This is a genomic window from Pseudomonas petroselini, from assembly GCF_045037875.1.
Classification (GTDB): Bacteria; Pseudomonadota; Gammaproteobacteria; order Pseudomonadales; family Pseudomonadaceae; genus Aquipseudomonas; species Aquipseudomonas petroselini.
In genome coordinates this window covers 1,316,118-1,333,244 of record NZ_CP173614.1, presented here as the reverse complement: position 1 = coordinate 1,333,244, position 17,127 = coordinate 1,316,118, and the positions used below count along the sequence as shown (strand labels likewise).

Genomic DNA, 17,127 nt, shown 5'->3' with positions numbered 1-17,127 from the left:
GGCAATTCCTACTTCCCCTTGAGATTGGCAAGCCCCTTGCTCTAGCTGTTTCATCGCTCATAGCTGGAAGCTTCCTGATGCTGGTGATCCACCGCAGAATCGCCCCTCAAGCCCTCTGGGCCGCCGAGCTGCTGCTGAATTTCGAAGCACGCAGCAAAAGCCGCCTGCGCTGTTTCAGTGCCGACGGTGAAGACGTCGGCCTTTTCCTGGAGCGTGGCCAGCCACCGCTGCACGATGGCGAATTCCTACAGGCTGAAGACGGACGCGTCGTACGTGTGTGTGCTCGGCCTGAACAACTGCTGCACGTGACCTGCAGCAATGCGTTTGAACTGACCCGTGCGGCGTATCACCTGGGCAATCGCCACGTGGCGTTGCAAGTGGGAGACGGCTGGTTGCGCCTGCTCGATGACTATGTGCTCAAGGCCATGCTCGAACAGTTGGGTGCGCAGACTGAAACCATCGAGGCGCCGTTCCAGCCGGAGCATGGCGCCTATGGCGGCGGCCATCATCATTCGCGCCATGGCGACGAAGATTTCAACTACCCCCCCAAGCTGCACCAGTTCGGCGTACGTCTATGAACCCAGCCTGGGCGCTGCTGCGTCTGGCCAGTCCGCAATTGCCGATTGGCGGCTACAGCTATTCCCAGGGCCTGGAAATGGCGGTGGAGAACGGCCGTGTCGCTGACGCGGCCAGTGCGCGACGCTGGATCAGCGACCAGTTGCTGCTCAACCTCGCGCGCTTCGAAGCCCCGCTGCTGCTCGCCCATTGCCAAGCCGCGCTGGAAGCGGATTGGCCACGCCTGGCGCAGCGGTGTGAAGAACACCGCGCCAGTCGCGAAACCCGCGAGCTGTATCAGGAGAGCCGGCAGATGGGCTACTCGCTGCAACAACTGCTCAATGGCCTGCCGGAACTGGACGACGCCGCGCGACGTTTTCTCGAACAACACACCGAGCCGCACCTGGCCTTGGGCTGGGCCCTCGCCGCCCGTGCCTGGCGCATCAGCCCCGCCGACGCACTCGCCGCCTGGCTGTGGAGCTGGCTGGAAAACCAATTGGCCGTGTTGATGAAAACCCTGCCGCTGGGCCAGCAAGCCGCCCAACGCCTGACCAGCGAATTGCTGCCGCTGTTGCAACAAGCCCAGCAGGACGCCAGCCGCATCGACCCCAACCCTCTCGGCAGCGCCGCCTTTGGCCTGTCCCTGGCGTGCATGGCCCACGAGCGCCAGTACAGCCGCCTGTTCCGTTCCTAGGAGAACACACTCATGAACACACAACCTTTGCGCGTCGGCATCGGCGGCCCGGTAGGCTCCGGCAAGACCGCCCTGACCCTGGCCCTGTGCCTCGCACTGCGCGATCGCTACAACCTGGCCGTGGTCACCAACGACATCTATACCCGCGAAGACGCCGACTTCCTGGTACGCAACCAGGCCCTGGCACCGGAGCGCATCATCGGCGTGGAGACCGGCGGCTGCCCGCACACCGCGATTCGTGAAGACGCCTCGATCAACCTGGAGGCGGTCGACCAACTCAACCGTCGCTTCCCCGGCCTGGACCTGATCCTGGTGGAGTCCGGCGGTGACAACCTCTCGGCCACCTTCAGCCCGGAGCTGTCCGACCTGACCATCTACGTGATCGATGTGTCTGCCGGCGACAAGCTGCCACGCAAGGGCGGGCCCGGCATCTGCAAATCCGACCTGTTGGTGATCAATAAGATCGACCTGGCACCGCTGGTCGGCGCGTCGCTGGAGCTGATGAACAGCGACACCCAGCGCATGCGCAACGGTAAACCCTTTGTGTTCAGCAACCAGAAAACCGGTGTCGGCCTGGAGGAGATCGTCGCCTTCATCGAACGCCAAGGCCTGCTGACCGCCGCCTGATCAACCCATAAGGAACCTGTCCATGAGCCTCAAAAAACTCCTCGCAGCGGCCGCCCTGCTGCTGGCCCCCGCCCTGGCCTTTGCTCACCCGGGCCACGGCGACAACGGCCTGGTGGCCGGTATCAGCCATCCCCTGAGCGGTATCGACCACTTGCTGGCCATGGTGGCGGTCGGTTTGTGGGCCGCCCAACAAAAAGGCGCGGCGCGCTGGGCACTGCCGTGCACCTTTGTCGGCACCATGCTGATCGGCGGCGTGCTGGGTTTTGAAGGCTTGGCGTTGCCGGCGCTGGAAAGCGGGATTGCGGCGTCGGTGCTGGCCCTGGGCCTGGCGGTAGCGCTGGCGGTGCGTCCGCCGCTGTTTATGGCGGTGGGTGCGACGGCCTTGTTCGCGCTGTTCCACGGCGTGGCGCATGGTTTGGAGCTGCCGGACATGTCCAGCCCTTGGGCGTATGCAGCCGGATTTGTCGGTGCAACGGCGGTGCTGCACGCGGCCGGTTATGCGATGGTGCGCTTTCTGCCGGCGGCAGCGGCGCCGTTGGTGCGGATTGCCGGGGCGGCTTCGGCGGCGACTGGGGTTTGGTTGCTGGCGGGCTGATTCGCGGCGCTGCTGAAGGCTCCTTCGCGAGCAAGCCCGCTCCCACAGTTGACCGAGTACATCCTTGAAATACGGTCCAGGTGTGGGAGGGGGCTTGCCCCCGATAGCGGTAGACCAGACACCACCGAACCCAAGCCTGCTACCATGCGCGCCTACACCCCTGCCGTGACGACGCCAGCCAATGCCCAGCGCTTTCCAACCCTCCTTGAACACCCTGCTAACGCACTTCCACCGCCTGATCGTGCCGCTCTGGCAAGGCCCCGGCTGGAATGCCGACTTGGCATTGCCCTATGAGGCGCTGGACGCCGATCACCAGCCACTGCCCCCACAACGCTACCGCGCCATGGCCTGCGCCCGGCAGTTGTACCTGTTCGCCAGCCTGATCGGCGAGCCCGATGCGGCGTTTGCCGAAGAACGCGCCGCGGCGTTGTTCCGCTCTCTGCAACGGCACTTCCACGACGCCGAGCACGGCGGCTGGTTCTACAGCATCGACCCGGCCGGCCAGCCGCTGGACAAGCGCAAAGACCTCTACACCCACGCGTTCATCATCTTTGCCTGTGCCCACTACTGGGCCAAGGTGCGCGAACCGCTGGTGGAGTCGGTGCTCAATGCTGCCTTGGAAGTCGTCGCCGAGCGATTTTCCACCGGCGACGGTCTTTACGAAGCCGTGCTGGACCGCAATTGGTCGTCCCTCAATTCCGGCCCGTTGCAGAATCCCTTGATGCATTTGGCCGAAGGCTTCCTCGCCACCCTCACCGTGCGTGAAGACCCCCAGGTGCGGGCAGCCCTGTTGGCGTTGGCGACGGCCATGCAACAGCGCTTCATCGACCGCCAGCACGGCGTGATGATGGAAAAACCGCTGGGCGCGGTGGATAACTGGTTCGAGCCGGGGCACCAGTTCGAGTGGTTCTTCTTGCTGGAGTCTTCGGCGGTACTGCGCGGTACGCCGCTGCATGCTTCGCTGACACGGGCCTTTGCCTACGCAGAGCTTAAGGGTGTGGATAACACCAGCGGTGCGGTCAGCGGCATGCTGGCGCTGGACGGCACGATGCGCGACGGCACCCAACGCATCTGGGCCCAGGCCGAGTACCTGCGGGCACTGACCTTGCGGCCGAACAACGAAGCGGTGCTGCAACGCCAATTGCTGGCGCTGCAACAACGTTTCCTGCATGCCAAAGGCTGGCATGAATGCCTGGATGCCCAGGGAGCGGTGAGCCGGTGGGATATGCCTTCGACCACGCCGTATCACCTGGCAACCTGTTACCAGGGCCTTAAGCAATCCATTTGCGATCCCCGGTAAAGCTGATCGTCAGCCAGCGCGCCGCATCCGGCGTGCCAAGCCCTGTGGATATTTCTTCGCGCAGCTCGTCCAGAGTCGCGACGTTATCCACCGGGTAATCCGCCGGCAACACCACATGGATTTCGATAAACCGCGCCCGCCCGTGCTTTTGCACATAGGACACGTAGTCGTCGAAACCATGCTTGGCCTGCGCCGCCTCCATCACTTCACGCACCTTGTCATCCAACTGGTCCGGGGCGATCCCCAGCACCTCGCGCAATGCCGGGCGCAGGATCTTGAATGCCGGCGCCAGCATGCTCAGGGCCAGCAGGATCAGGATCAACGGGTCGACATACACCGCCCACTCGCCATAGCCCTGAGACTTGAGCAACAGCGCCGCCAGGAAGCTGATCAGCAAACCCACCGACAGCATCGCGTCCACCAGCCAACTGATGTTGTCGAACTGGATCAGCGATGATTTCAGCGTGCGATTGCGGTAGCGCACATAAAAGAAGTAGGCAAACTCGACGACGGTAAACACCGCCGCATAAATGATCACCAGCCCCAACTCGATCTCGCGTCCGCCATTGATAATGCCGAACACACCGTTGAGAAATGCATAGATGGCAATCAGTAGCAGGAAACTGCCTTCGATCAGCAGCACCATCGGCTCCAGGTGCCAATAGCCGAACTGGAAGCGCTCGTTGCTTTTCTTGGCGATCAGCTTGGCTGTGATCAGCATCAACACCTTGATGGCGGTGGCGATCAGCGAGAAAAAGCCGTCGAACAGAATCGATTGGGCGCCGGATACCACACCCGTGACAATCCCGGCGATCGCCACGGCGAACATCAGGATGGTCGATTGTTTGAGCAGTGCCTGCTCACCTCGGTTACTCACATTTCCTCCTGTCAAAACCTTTGTGGTGAGAGGGCTTGCCCCGCTCACCCCCGAAAGGTATTTCAGCTTTTGGCACCGCGCTCAATCGCAAACCCAGCCCACGTCTGGCTCACCGGCATCAACTCCAACCGGTTGATATTCACATGTGCCGGTGTGTTCATGACCCAGAAGATCGTGTCCGCAATATCCTGCGGCTGGATCGGCTCGGCACCTGCATACGTCGCGTCATACCGTGCCTGGTCGCCACCGAAGCGCACCAGCGTGAACTCGCTCTCGCACAGGCCTGGCTCGATGTTGGTGACGCGCACGCCGGTACCTTGCAGGTCGCAGCGCAGGTTCAGCGAGAACTGCTTCACGAACGCCTTGGAGCCGCCATACACGTGGCTGCCTGGGTACGGGTAGCTGCCGGCGATGGAGCCCAGGTTGATGATCCCGGCGCCACGGCCGTGCGCAATCAGGCGCGGCAGCAGCAGGCTGGTGGTGGTCAGCAGGCCCTTGATGTTGGTGTCGACCATGGTTTCCCAATCGTCGAGGCTGCACTTGGGCGCAGGGTCAGTGCCCACGGCCAGGCCGGCGTTGTTGATCAGCCCACGCAACGTGGCGAACGAGGGCGGCAGGTTGGCAATGGCGTCTTCCATGCCCTTGCGGTCACGCACATCCACGACCAGGCCATGCACTTCGGTCTGCTTGGAAAGCTCTTCGACCAGCGCATTCAGGCGGTCGGCGCGACGGCCAGTGAGCACCAGTTTCCAGCCGGCGTCGGCAAAGCGACGGGCGCAGGCTTCGCCGAAGCCTGAGGTTGCGCCAGTAATAAACAGCGTGTCGGACATGGTGTTCTCCTTGCGGGCATCGGGAAAAAAATCAGCCAGCAGAATGCCTTTACGCAGCGCTTGCGGCAACCGCTACGCACACACGTCCACGCCCAGCTGATCATTTTTTAATCGGCCCGAGCAACGCCATATGAACCGTGGCTTGCAGCCATATGCGCGCAGGTTATCCACAACTGCGCCCACAGTCTTTGGGGGCAAGTGCAAAAAGCCTCAGGCCTCTATACACAAGGCCTACAGGCGGTTTTAGAAAGTTTTTTGCTTGACCTCGGCCGGAGCGTATGTAGGCCCATGGGCAGAGGGAAATTTCAGACGATGGCTCCAGGCCAGTCATTCCGGACTCTGCGGCCGTCTTTCCAGAGTTTAGTCACAGACTTATCCACAGGATGAACAGACTTTTTCCGGTCACATACCTGTGTCTTTAAACAGGTTGACAAACCCCTCGGCCGGTCGCAAAAAAACCACTGATCAAAAAACAACCACAAGGCTGAAAGCCACGGTTTTAAAGGCGTTCAGCCAGCTACTCCCACGTTACCCACAGCCGGTTCCACAGTGGATGGGGACAAGTCAAAACTGTGACAAAACAGGGATTTGCGGCGGCTATATGTCGCGCTTTGGAGGCGGGCTGGATTTGTTTTCCACAATTTGGTGGAGCGCGTGTGGACACCTTAAAAACAAATCTGGATCTGCTCAATGTGGGAGGAGCACCGCCCCTCCCACAGGGGTCCTGCATTATGAGTTAGATCAGTGACCGCCGAGGTAGGCGTTGCGCACTTCCTCGTTCACCAGCAATTCCTTACCGGTACCGGTCAGGCGAATCTCGCCATTGACCATCACATATGCCCGGTCCGACAGGCGCAGCGCATGGTTGGCGTTCTGCTCCACCAGGAAGATGGTCATCCCGGTGGACGCCAGCTCACGCAGTGTGGAAAAGATCTGCTTCACCACAATCGGCGCCAGCCCCAGGCTCGGCTCGTCGAGCAGCAACAGCTTCGGCCGGCTCATCAGCGCACGGGCGATGGCGAGCATTTGCTGTTCGCCGCCGGACATGGTCATGGCACGCTGGTTACGCCGCTCCTTGAGCCGTGGAAACAGCTCGAACATGCGCTGCATGTCTTCCTGGGCAAACTTGTCGCCAATGGGGATGGTGCCCATCAGCAGGTTTTCCTCGACGGTCATGTCGGGGAACACCCGCCGCCCTTCCGGCGACTGCGCAATGCCGTTGGAGGCGATGTAGTGGGACGACTTGTGGGTAATGTCCACGCCGTTGTAGAGGATCTGCCCCGACTCGGCCCGTGGCTGGCCGAAGATCGACATCAGCAGCGTGGATTTGCCCGCGCCGTTGGAGCCGATCAGGCTGACGGTTTCGCCTTCATTGATGTGCAGTGAGACTTTTTTCAGGGCCTGGATCGGGCCGTAGAACACGTCCAGGTCCTTCATTTCGAGGATAGGTCCGCTCATACCAACTCCTCTTCGTCGGCGCCCAGGTAGGCAGCAATCACTTTCGGGTCGTTGCGGATCGCGTCCGGCCCCCCTTCGGCGATCACGTTGCCGTGGTCGAGCACCACGATGTGGTCGGAAATACTCATCACCATGCCCATGTCGTGTTCGATCAGCACCACCGTGAGGTCGTGTTCGTCGCGCAGCAGGCGAATCATCGCGCTGAGGGCTTCGGTTTCCTGGGGGTTGAGGCCCGCAGCGGGTTCGTCCAGGCAGATGATCTGCGGCCGGGTGCACATGGCGCGGGCGATTTCCAGGCGACGCTGCTGGCCGTAGGAGAGCTCACCGGCCAGGCGGTTGGCGCAGTCCACCAGGTCGACGACTTCCAGCCAGTAGAAGGCGTGGTCGAGGGCGTCGCTTTCAGCCTTGCGGTAGCCCTTGGTGTTGAGGATACCCGCGAGCATATTGCGGTTGACCCACATGTGCTGGGCCACCAGCAGGTTTTCCAGCACCGACATTTCCTTGAACAGGCGAATGTTCTGGAAAGTCCGCGCCAGGCCGGCACGATTGACCAGGTGGGTGCCGCCGAACATCTTGTAGTACACGCGGCTGAAAAAGCTTTTGGGTGACACAAAGTCGATGGCCTTGAAGCGCTCGCCCAACAGCTGGATCACGTTGGTCTGCTGGCCACGGATGTTGAGTTCGATCTTGCCGCCACTGGCTTTGTAGAAGCCGGTGAGGCAGTTGAACACCGTGGTCTTGCCGGCACCGTTAGGGCCGATCAGGGCGAAGATCGAGTTGCGTTCGACCTTGAGGCTCACATCGCTCAAGGCCTTGATGCCACCGAAGTGCATCATCAGGTGTTCCACAGAGAGGACGACTTCCTTGCTCATGGCGCCACTCCTTTACGTGGGGTCACACCGGTACGGCTGATGCGGATCAGGCCGCGCGGTCGCCAGATCATCATCACCACCATCAACACGCCAAACAGCAGCACGCGGTATTCGCTGAAGCTGCGCAGCAGTTCAGGGGCGACGGTCAATACGAACGCCGCGATCACCACGCCGACCGTCGAGCCCATGCCGCCCAACACCACGATGGCAAGGATCAGCGCCGATTCGAAGAAGGTGAACGAGGATGGGTTGACGAAGCCTTGGTAACTGGCAAAGAACACCCCGGCCAAACCGGCCGTGGACGCGCCGATGGTGAAGGCTGAGAGCTTGACCAGCACGTGGTTCAGGCCCATGGAGCGGCAGGCGATCTCATCTTCGCGCAAGGCTTCCCAGGCGCGGCCGACCGGCATGCGGGTCAGGCGGTGCTTGATGTACAGCACGGCCAGCACCACCAGGAACAGCACGATGTAGATGAACATGAACTTGATGTTGGGGTTGTAATCGATGCCGAAGAACTCGTGGAACGGAATCCCGCCCTCCTTTGCCTTGCGCCCGAACTCCAGGCCCAGGAAGGTTGGCGAAGGCACCGGCATACCGTTGGGGCCGCCGGTGAACGACAGCCAGTTGTTGAGGACCAGGCGAATGATTTCACCGAAGCCCAGGGTCACGATGGCCAGGTAGTCACCGTGCATTCGCAACACCGGGAAGCCGAGTATGCACCCCGCCAGCGCTGCCGCGATGGCTGCCAGCGGCAACACGCTCCAGAAGCCCAGGCCGAGGTATTGATAACCCAGCGCCAGGCCGTAGGCACCGATGGCGTAGAACGCCACGTAACCCAGGTCGAGCAGCCCGGCCAGGCCGACCACGATGTTCAGGCCCAGGCCCAGCAACACGTAGATCAGCCCGAGGATCACCACGGTCAGCAGGTACTTGTTGGCGAAGATGGGGAACACGATGGCGATCACGATCAGCGCCGGGATGATCCAGCGCAGCCGCGACTTGTAGTCCGGTGGCAGCACATGCACGCCGGAACCGCTGCTTTCGAAGCCTTGCAGAATCTTCAGGCCCTTGGGGGTTTGCAGGAACAGGCTGAGGGCAAAGCGCCCGGCCATCACGATGGCGACCAGGGTGGCCACGCGCGCAGGTTCCAGGTTGAAGCTGTAGCCGTCGAGGACCACGCCGACGATCGGACCGAACACGATCAGCGAAATAAGGCCGGCGAGGACCGTATCGACCACACTTTTCTTGATATCGATGGGTTTGGCAGCAGACATGTTTACACCTTCGCCACGAGTGGGCGACCAAGCAGGCCCTGAGGACGGAAAATCAGAATCACCACCAGCAGGGAGAAACTGAACACGTCTTTGTAGTCAGAGTTGATCAACCCTGAGAACAACGACTCGGAGATACCGAGGATGATCCCGCCCAGCATCGCCCCAGGCAGGGAGCCGATGCCGCCGAGTACCGCTGCGGTAAACGCCTTGATGCCGATGATGAAGCCGGCATAAAAGTCGAACGTGCCGTAATTGAGGGTGATCAGCACGCCGGCCAGGGCCGCCATGGCAGCACCGATGACAAATACGTAGGAAATGACGCGGTCGGTGTTGATCCCCAGGATCGAAGCCATCTTGCGGTCTTGCTGGGTAGCGCGGCACATGCGGCCGAGCTTGGTGTACTTGATGATGTAGGTCAGCAAGGCCATGCCGGCGAATGCCGCGACCAGGATGAACACTTTGGTGTACGTAAGCTGCACGAAGCCTGTGCCGATATCGACACGCCAGGCCCCGGCCAGCAGGGTTGGAATACCTTGTTGCTTGGCGCCCTGGGCGATCTGCGCGTAGTTCTGCAGGATCAGGGAGATCCCGATGGCGCTGATCAGCGGAGCCAGTCGGGTGGAGTTGCGCAGCGGTTTGTAGGCGACCCGTTCGATAACCCAACCGTACACGCCGGTGACGACTACGGTGAAGATCAGGGTGCCGAGAATGAGCAGCGGGAAGGATTCGATGCCGAAGTAAGCCAGCAGTGCCAGACTGATCGCCGCGAGGTAAGCGGAAATCATATAAACCTCGCCGTGGGCGAAGTTGATCATGCCAATGATGCCATAGACCATTGTGTAGCCGATGGCGATCAGGCCATAGACCGACCCGAGGGTCAGGCCGTTGACCAGTTGCTGCAGGAAAATACCATCCATAACGCAATCTCACGCGGTGAGCACCTGCACACCAGTCGGTGTGCGGCGCTTCTGGAGGAAAAGACAGATTTCAATAACAACACCACTCCCCTGTGGGAGGGGGCTTGCTCCCGATTGCGGTGCGTCAGTCATGCATGTGTTGGCTGACACTGCGCTATCGGGGGCAAGCCCCCTCCCACATTGGAAAGGTGGCGCTCAGTCTTACTTCTGCTTTTCCAGCTGGTGGTATTTGCCGTCTTTATCCCACTGGTAAACCACGTAGTCGGAGACTTTCAGGTCGCCCTTGGCATCCCACGTCTTCTCGCCCATGACGGTTTTCACCGGGTGAGCCTTGAGCCACTTGGCGGCATCTTCGCCTTTATTGGATTTGGCACCGTTGAAGCCGGCGGCCAGGGCCTGGACCGAGGCGTAGGCGTAAAGGGTGTAGCCTTCCGGCTCGTAGCCAGCCTTACGGAAGTCGTCGACGACCGCCTTGCTGTCTGGCAACAGGCGTGGGTCGGCACCGAAGGTCATGTAGACGCCATCGACGTACTGGTTGCCACCGGCGGTTTTCGCCAGTTCGTCGGTCACTACGCCGTCGTCGGACATGAATGCAGCCTTGAGACCCGCTTCACGGATCTGGCGGACCAGTGGGCCGGCTTCAGGGTGCAGGCCGCCGAAGTAGACGACGTCGGCACCAATGGAGCGGATCTTGGTGACCAGGGCGCTGAAGTCTTTCTCGCCACGGGTCAGGCCTTCTTCCAGCACCGGCTTGACGCCACGCTTGGTCAACTGGGCAGCAGTGGCGTCGGCCAGGCCTTTGCCGTAGGTGTCCTTGTCGTTGATCACCGCGACTTTCTTGCCCTTCAGCACGTCGACGATGTAATCGCCGGCGACGATGCCTTGCTGGTCGTCGCGGCCGCACATGCGGAACATGGCGCCCAGGCCGCGCTCGGTCACTTGTGGGTTGGTGGAACCTGGGGTGATCGCGATGATGCCCGCTTCGTCATACACCTCGGACGCCGGAATGGTGTTGGAGGAGCAGAAGTGCCCGACCACGCCGATCACTTTGTCCTGGTCCGCCAGGCGGTTGGCCACGGCCACGGCCTGCTTGGGTTCGCAGGCATCATCGCCGGCAACCAGCACGATTTTCTCGCCGTTGATACCGCCGGCCTTGTTGATCACATCGGCTGCCGCCTGGGCACCCTTCATGTACTGCTCACCGAAAGCGGCGTTGGCACCGGTCATCGGCCCCGCAACGCCAATCTTCACATCAGCTTGAACAAACGTAGAAACACCCAGCGCCGCAGCAACGGCGAGGGCCAGAAAACCTTTCTTGTAAAACGTCTGGGACATGAGTGGTGCTCCGATATTTTTGATTTTTGGCACGACAACTTGCGTTCAAACTTTTCACTGAAAGCCCAGAGCAAAGCGCGTGCCATTAGGTTTTTATTCTTCAAAAAGACACGGTGTCATTGTTATTGCAGGCGTTTCGGCGCCTTTTGCCAGGACGTGCAACCGCCTGGCACGCGGAGGTGCAACCAATGACTGCAAAAAGTACAACCCTGGAAGGTGGCACCTGCAACCAGAGGGATAAACGACAGCTCCTGCAGCTGTAACCGCATGCGTAACGGAACTGCACATTTACAGTGCGTGATTGCTACGACTTGCACCAATACAGATTAGTAGGCTGCTAAGAAAATGCAGGCTTTTGAGCGGTATTTCGTTGATCAGATCACGATCCTCAGGCATTGCCCGGCGTGATACAGCGAGAATCCAGCTTCATACAGACAGCTACGCAGGCCTACGCCGGCCAACGGTTGCATCGGCGCGAATGGAATCGGCAGCGCCTGGGGATTCTGGTGACACACATAGTCGGCAAACGCCTTGCCGACCACGCTGCCAGTGGTCACGCCGCGCCCGTTATAACCGGTGACCGCCAACAGTCCCGGAGCGGGTTCGAACAGGCGCATCAAGTGATCCGGGGTGAAGGCGATACAACCGGTCCAGGTGAACTCCCACTGCACCGATTTGAGGTACGGGAAGTAATGCCGCTGCACCCGATCAGCCCACGCCTTGAGGAACCAAGCGGGTTTCTGGTTGCCGTTGCCCAAACTGCCGAGCAACAAGCGGCCATCGGCATCGCGGCGGATGCTGCTCAAGACCTGGCGTGTGTCCCAAGAGCCTTGGCCGCCCGGGAGGATTTGCCTGGCGGCGTCGTCGGTCAGCGGGGCCGACGCGACCTGATAGTAATAGCCGGGGAAGAAATTACGCCGCAGCTCGGTCCATTCGCCTTCGGTGTAGGCGTTGGATGCAATCACCACCTGTGCAGCCTGCACTGAGCCTTGCGCGGTTTGCACCGACCAGTGCGCACCCTGGCGCTCCAGTTGGGTGACGGGAGAATGATCGAACAGATGCCCGCCCAGATCGACTGCCGCGTTGGCCAAACCACTGGTGTAAGCCATCGGATTCAAGGTGCCGGCACGTCTGTCCAGCAAGGCAGCGGCGATTTTGCGCGTGCCCGTAGCGTCCTCGCAGGCCTGGCCGGTGAGTAATTCCACCGGTGCGCCACGACGCTTCCATTGTTGTTCACGGCTGCGCAAATCTGCCTCGCCACGGGCGTTGTGCGCCATGTGCAAGGTGCCCTCGCGGCGCAATTGGCAATCAATGTTGTACTTGTCGATCAGGCTGAACACCAGCGACGGCGCCGCGCCCAACATCCGGTTGAGCTGACTGCCCACCGCCTCGCCGAAACCGGCTTCGATCTCGTCCGGCGGGATCCACATCCCCGCGTTCACCAGCCCCACATTGCGCCCCGAACCGCCATGGCCGGTACGATGGGCCTCCAGCACGGCAACACTTTTACCCTGTTCCAACAAATGAATGGCCGCCGACAGGCCAGTGATGCCGGCACCAATCACGCACACATCGACCTTAACCTCGCCGCTGAGCGCAGCGCGATCCGGCCGGCCTGGGGTGAGGTGTTCCCACAAACATGTTTCGCGCAGTGCCATTGCCAGACTCCGATGAGACCTAACAAACAACGAGTGTTCTGAATTGCTAACCCAATCCAATGTGGGAGGGGGCTTGCCCCCGATGGCGGTGTGTCAGTCGACAGATGTACATCTGATCCACCGCTATCGGGGGCAAGCCCCCTCCCACATTTTGACCTCACTCCAACTTAAGGGATCAGTCGAAGGTGATGCCTTGAGCCAAAGGTAACTCCAGCGAGTAGTTCACGGTATTGGTCTGGCGACGCATGTACCCGCGCCACGCATCCGAACCCGACTCACGCCCGCCACCGGTCTCTTTCTCACCGCCAAACGCGCCACCGATTTCCGCGCCACTCGGGCCGATGTTGACGTTGGCGATGCCGCAATCGCTGCCGACCGCCGACATGAATTGCTCGGCTTCACGCACGTCGGTGGTGAAGATGCACGACGATAAGCCTTGCGGCACGGCATTGTTCAGGCGCAGGGCTTCGGCGAAGTCGCTGTAGCCCACCACATAGAGAATCGGGGCGAAGGTTTCGGTGCACACCACATCGCTTTGCTCGGGCATTTCCACAATGGCCGGCGACACGTAGTAGGCGTTGGGAAACTTGTCTTCCAGTTGACGCTTGCCACCGAACACCTTGCCGCCTTCGCTCAAGGCTTGCTCCAGGGCGTCCTGCATATTGTCGAAACCATGCTTGTCGATCAGCGGGCCGATCAGGTTGCCTTCCAGCGGGTGGCCGATGCGTACTTTGGAATAGGCTGCCTTGAGACGCGTGACGATTTCTTCTTTGACCGACGCGTGGGCGATCAGGCGACGCAAGGTGGTGCAACGCTGGCCGGCGGTGCCGACGGCGCTGAACAGGATCGCGCGTACGGCCATGTCCAGGTCGGCGCTTGGGCCGAGGATCATCGCGTTGTTGCCGCCCAGCTCAAGAATGCTGCGGGCAAAACGTGCGGCGACCTTCGGCGCCACTTCACGGCCCATGCGCGTGCTGCCGGTGGCGCTGATCAGGGCGACGCGCGGGTCATCCACCAGCGCGGCACCCGCGTCGCGGCCGCCGATGATCACTTGGCTCAGGTACTCGGGAGCGCCGTCGAATTGCTTCAACACGCGCTCGAACAGCGCCTGGCAGGCCAGGGCGGTGAGCGGGGTCTTTTCCGACGGTTTCCAGATCACCGCGTTGCCGCACACCAGGGCCAGGGTGGTGTTCCACGCCCACACGGCCACCGGGAAGTTGAAGGCGCTGATCACGCCGACCACACCCAGCGGGTGCCAGGTTTCACGCATGTGGTGGCCCGGACGCTCAGAGGCGATGGTCAAACCGTACAACTGGCGCGACAGGCCGACGGCGAAGTCGCAGATGTCGATCATTTCCTGCACTTCACCCAGGCCTTCCTGGGTGATCTTGCCGGCTTCCCAGGACACCAGCTCGCCCAGGTCGGCCTTGTATTCACGCAGTACATCGCCAAATTGACGTACCAATTCGCCACGGCGCGGTGCCGGCACTTTGCGCCAGGCTTCGAATGCATGCTCGGCGCGACTGACCTGTTGCTCCACCTCGGCCGCGCCCTCCCAGTCCACGGCGCCGATGCGACTGCCATCAATCGGCGAATGCACAGGCTGTTTGCCCGACTGGTACAGCGCCGGGTTTACCCCGAGACGATCAAGCAATGCGGCAACCATGGGTCACTCCTTCATTCTGCAAACAAAAAATTGCGCCGCGGCCCGCACGGCGATCCAGACCTTATTTGTAGCTGGCCCAAGACTTGCCAACAAACGACGATTAGGCGAGATATCATTCCGTTTATTCATGCAAAGAATAAAAAGAGGCGTGCCGTGCTGAACAAAAGACATTTGCCCTCGATCACTGCCCTGCAGTGTTTCGAAGCCGCGACCCGCCACCTCAGCTTTACCCGCGCGGCCGAGGAGCTGAACCTCACGCAAAGCGCGGTGAGCAAGCAGGTGGCGCAGTTGGAAGAATTGTTACAACACCTGCTGTTTCGTCGGGTGCGCCGCCGTTTGCAGATGACGCCAGCGGGCGACCTGTACCTGGTGGAAGTGCGCAAGATCCTTACGCAGGTGGAGATGTCCACCCACTATTTGCGCTCCTATGGCGGCGAGACCGAAGTGTTGCGCGTCTCCACGCCCTACACCTTCGGCGCGCGCTGGCTGGTGCCGCGCCTCAAGGGCTGGCGGCTGCGTCATCCGCAGATCCATCTGGACCTGTGCAACGAGCAGGACGCAGACGACCTGCTGCAAGGCAAGGCCGATATGGCCTTCTACTTCGGCCAGGGCTCACGCCCCGGCACCGAGAGCCTGAAACTCTTCAGCGAGGAGCTGGTGCCGGTGTGCGCGCCGGAGAGCTTGCCGGCGCAGCCGTTCACCGATCCCACGCAACTGAGCGACCTGGTGCTGCTGCAAAACGCCTCGCGGCCACAGGGCTGGCATGACTGGTTCGCCAGCCAGGGCTTTCACACCGAACACAGCTACCACGGGCCGCGTTTCGACACCTTCTATATGTGCATTCGGGCCGCGCAGGTAGGGTGTGGTGTCGCGCTGCTGCCGCGGTTTCTGGTGGAGGAGGAATTGGCCGACGGTAAGTTGGTGATTCCTTGGCAGCATGCGATGCCGAGCCAGGACGCGTATTACCTGGCCTACCCGGAGCATTCGGCGGAGGTGCCCAAGGTGCGGGATTTTGTGAAGTGGATGATGGAGCAAGTTATTTAGTGCCTGGAATACCGCTATCGGGAGCAAGCCCCCTCCCACATTTGGAATGCATTTCAACTGTGGGAGGCGGCTTGCTCCCGATGGCGCCGGTGGCCTTGGCAAAAAAATCACTGGCAAACCGACCCACGTCTATGCGCCACTAGCCCCCTTTCCTTAATTGTGCGTAAAGGTCGGCACCCATCGCCGACCCGTCTGGAGATTCCCGTTATGAGCGAGAGTGTGTTTGCCGATCGCATCGTGCAGAACTTGCTCGACACCGACTTCTACAAGCTGACCATGATGCAGGCGGTGCTGCACAACTACCCCAACGTGGAAGTTGAATGGGAGTTTCGTTGCCGCAACAGCGAAGACCTGCGTCCGTACCTGGCGGAGATCCGTTACCAGATCGAACGCCTCGCCGAGCTGAGCCTGAGCCCGGATCAGTTGGGTTTCCTGGAGCGCATCAGCTTCATGAAGCCGGACTTCCTGCGGTTCCTCGGGCTGTTCCGCTTCAACTTGCGTTATGTGCAGACCGGCATCGAGAACGGCGAGCTGTTCATCCGCCTGCGCGGGCCGTGGCTGCATGTCATCCTGTTTGAAGTGCCGATGCTGGCCATCGTCAGCGAAGTGCGCAACCGCTACCGCTACCAGACCGTGATCCTAGAACAGGCCCGCGAACAGCTGTACCGCAAGTTCGACTGGCTGACCGCCAACGCCAGCAGCGACGAGCTGTCCGAGCTGCAAGTGGCCGACTTCGGCACGCGCCGACGCTTCTCGTACCGGGTGCAGGAAGAGGTGGTCAGCGTGCTCAAGCATGACTTCCCTGGGCGCTTTGTCGGCACCAGCAACGTGCACCTGGCCCGCGAGTTCGATATGAAGCCGCTGGGTACCATGGCCCACGAATGGATCATGGCCCACCAGCAACTCGGCCCGCGCCTGATCGACAGCCAGATCGCCGCGCTGGACTGCTGGGTCCGCGAATACCGTGGCCTGCTGGGTATCGCCCTGACCGACTGCATCACCACCGACGCGTTCCTCGGCGACTTCGACCTGTACTTCGCCAAGCTTTTCGACGGCCTGCGCCATGACTCCGGCGACCCGGTGCAGTGGGCGGAAAAAGCCATCGCCCACTACCACAAGCTCGGCATCGAACCGATGAGCAAGACCCTGGTGTTCTCCGACAGCCTGTCGCTGCCCAAGGCCCTGGAAATATTCCGTGCGCTGCGCGGTCGGATCAATGTGAGCTTTGGCATCGGCACCAACCTGACCTGCGACATTCCAGGTGTCGAGCCGATGAGCATCGTGCTTAAAATGACCGCCTGCAATGGCCAGCCCGTCGCGAAGATCTCCGATGAAGCGGGCAAGACCCACTGCACCGACCCGAATTTCGTCGCCTATTTGCGTCATGTTTTCAAAGTACCTGCCATCTCTAGCAAGGAGTGAATC

16 protein-coding genes are annotated in these 17,127 nt (G+C 61.0%); 7 read left to right on the top strand and 9 right to left on the bottom strand.

Annotated elements, in window-relative coordinates:
* Positions 1-77: 77 nt before the first annotated feature.
* The 5 genes from ureE to ACI512_RS06140 all read left to right on the top strand — a co-directional run bounded on the left by ureE (position 78) and on the right by ACI512_RS06140 (position 3,771).
* Entirely contained in the window at positions 78-578 is a 501-nt protein-coding gene (gene ureE / locus ACI512_RS06160; protein WP_012721949.1) for an urease accessory protein UreE, read from the top strand.
* Positions 575-1,249, top strand: coding sequence for an urease accessory protein UreF (locus tag ACI512_RS06155; RefSeq protein WP_064053967.1), 675 nt, complete (start codon positions 575-577; stop codon positions 1,247-1,249). Before ureE ends, ACI512_RS06155 begins: the two co-directional genes overlap by 4 nt.
* Before the next feature lie 12 nt (positions 1,250-1,261).
* Complete coding sequence (gene ureG / locus ACI512_RS06150; RefSeq protein WP_012721947.1) at positions 1,262-1,876, top strand: urease accessory protein UreG; 615 nt, start codon at positions 1,262-1,264, stop codon at positions 1,874-1,876.
* 22 nt (positions 1,877-1,898) lie between these two features.
* Positions 1,899-2,471 carry a HupE/UreJ family protein gene (locus tag ACI512_RS06145; RefSeq protein WP_236381594.1) on the top strand — a complete coding sequence of 191 codons (573 nt, stop codon included), beginning with the start codon at positions 1,899-1,901 and terminating at the stop codon, positions 2,469-2,471.
* A gap of 181 nt (positions 2,472-2,652) precedes the next feature.
* Positions 2,653-3,771 carry an AGE family epimerase/isomerase gene (locus tag ACI512_RS06140; protein ID WP_236381602.1) on the top strand — a complete coding sequence of 373 codons (1,119 nt, stop codon included), beginning with the start codon at positions 2,653-2,655 and terminating at the stop codon, positions 3,769-3,771.
* Here ACI512_RS06140 and ACI512_RS06135 read toward each other — a convergent pair.
* The 9 genes from ACI512_RS06135 to ACI512_RS06095 form a co-directional block, all read right to left on the bottom strand.
* Positions 3,743-4,648 (bottom strand): cation diffusion facilitator family transporter, encoded by a 906-nt coding sequence (locus ACI512_RS06135; RefSeq protein ID WP_046033933.1) that lies wholly within the window; start codon positions 4,646-4,648, stop codon positions 3,743-3,745. The genes ACI512_RS06140 and ACI512_RS06135 overlap by 29 nt on opposite strands.
* Before the next feature lie 62 nt (positions 4,649-4,710).
* On the bottom strand, positions 4,711-5,478 hold the full coding sequence (locus ACI512_RS06130; RefSeq protein WP_236381605.1) for an SDR family oxidoreductase: 768 nt from the start codon (positions 5,476-5,478) through the stop codon (positions 4,711-4,713).
* Between the two features lie 741 nt (positions 5,479-6,219).
* Positions 6,220-6,936, bottom strand: a complete 717-nt coding sequence (locus tag ACI512_RS06125) for an ABC transporter ATP-binding protein (RefSeq protein WP_012721942.1) — start codon at positions 6,934-6,936, stop codon at positions 6,220-6,222.
* Entirely contained in the window at positions 6,933-7,808 is an 876-nt protein-coding gene (locus ACI512_RS06120; RefSeq protein WP_012721941.1) for an ABC transporter ATP-binding protein, read from the bottom strand. Before ACI512_RS06120 ends, ACI512_RS06125 begins: the two co-directional genes overlap by 4 nt.
* Entirely contained in the window at positions 7,805-9,082 is a 1,278-nt protein-coding gene (gene livM, locus ACI512_RS06115) for a high-affinity branched-chain amino acid ABC transporter permease LivM (protein WP_053134492.1), read from the bottom strand. The genes ACI512_RS06120 and livM overlap by 4 nt, the downstream gene beginning before the upstream one ends.
* Positions 9,083-9,084: 2 nt before the next feature.
* Entirely contained in the window at positions 9,085-9,999 is a 915-nt protein-coding gene (locus ACI512_RS06110) for an ABC transporter permease subunit (protein ID WP_003188099.1), read from the bottom strand.
* 201 nt (positions 10,000-10,200) lie between these two features.
* A complete protein-coding gene (locus ACI512_RS06105) occupies positions 10,201-11,334 on the bottom strand; it encodes a branched-chain amino acid ABC transporter substrate-binding protein (RefSeq protein ID WP_012721938.1) in 1,134 nt (377 codons plus the stop codon).
* A gap of 374 nt (positions 11,335-11,708) precedes the next feature.
* Positions 11,709-12,992 (bottom strand): FAD-binding oxidoreductase, encoded by a 1,284-nt coding sequence (locus tag ACI512_RS06100; protein WP_236381607.1) that lies wholly within the window; start codon positions 12,990-12,992, stop codon positions 11,709-11,711.
* A gap of 175 nt (positions 12,993-13,167) precedes the next feature.
* The gene (locus ACI512_RS06095) at positions 13,168-14,658 is read right to left on the bottom strand and encodes an aldehyde dehydrogenase family protein (RefSeq protein ID WP_236381609.1); all 1,491 of its coding nucleotides are present in this window, start codon (positions 14,656-14,658) and stop codon (positions 13,168-13,170) included.
* 153 nt (positions 14,659-14,811) lie between these two features.
* On the opposite strand from ACI512_RS06095, the gene ACI512_RS06090 reads away from it, so the two are divergent.
* Both ACI512_RS06090 and pncB read left to right on the top strand, forming a co-directional pair.
* On the top strand, positions 14,812-15,702 hold the full coding sequence (locus tag ACI512_RS06090; protein ID WP_012721935.1) for a LysR family transcriptional regulator: 891 nt from the start codon (positions 14,812-14,814) through the stop codon (positions 15,700-15,702).
* A 207-nt stretch (positions 15,703-15,909) separates the two neighbouring features.
* A complete protein-coding gene (gene pncB, locus ACI512_RS06085; RefSeq protein WP_012721934.1) occupies positions 15,910-17,124 on the top strand; it encodes a nicotinate phosphoribosyltransferase in 1,215 nt (404 codons plus the stop codon).
* Positions 17,125-17,127 lie beyond the last annotated feature (3 nt).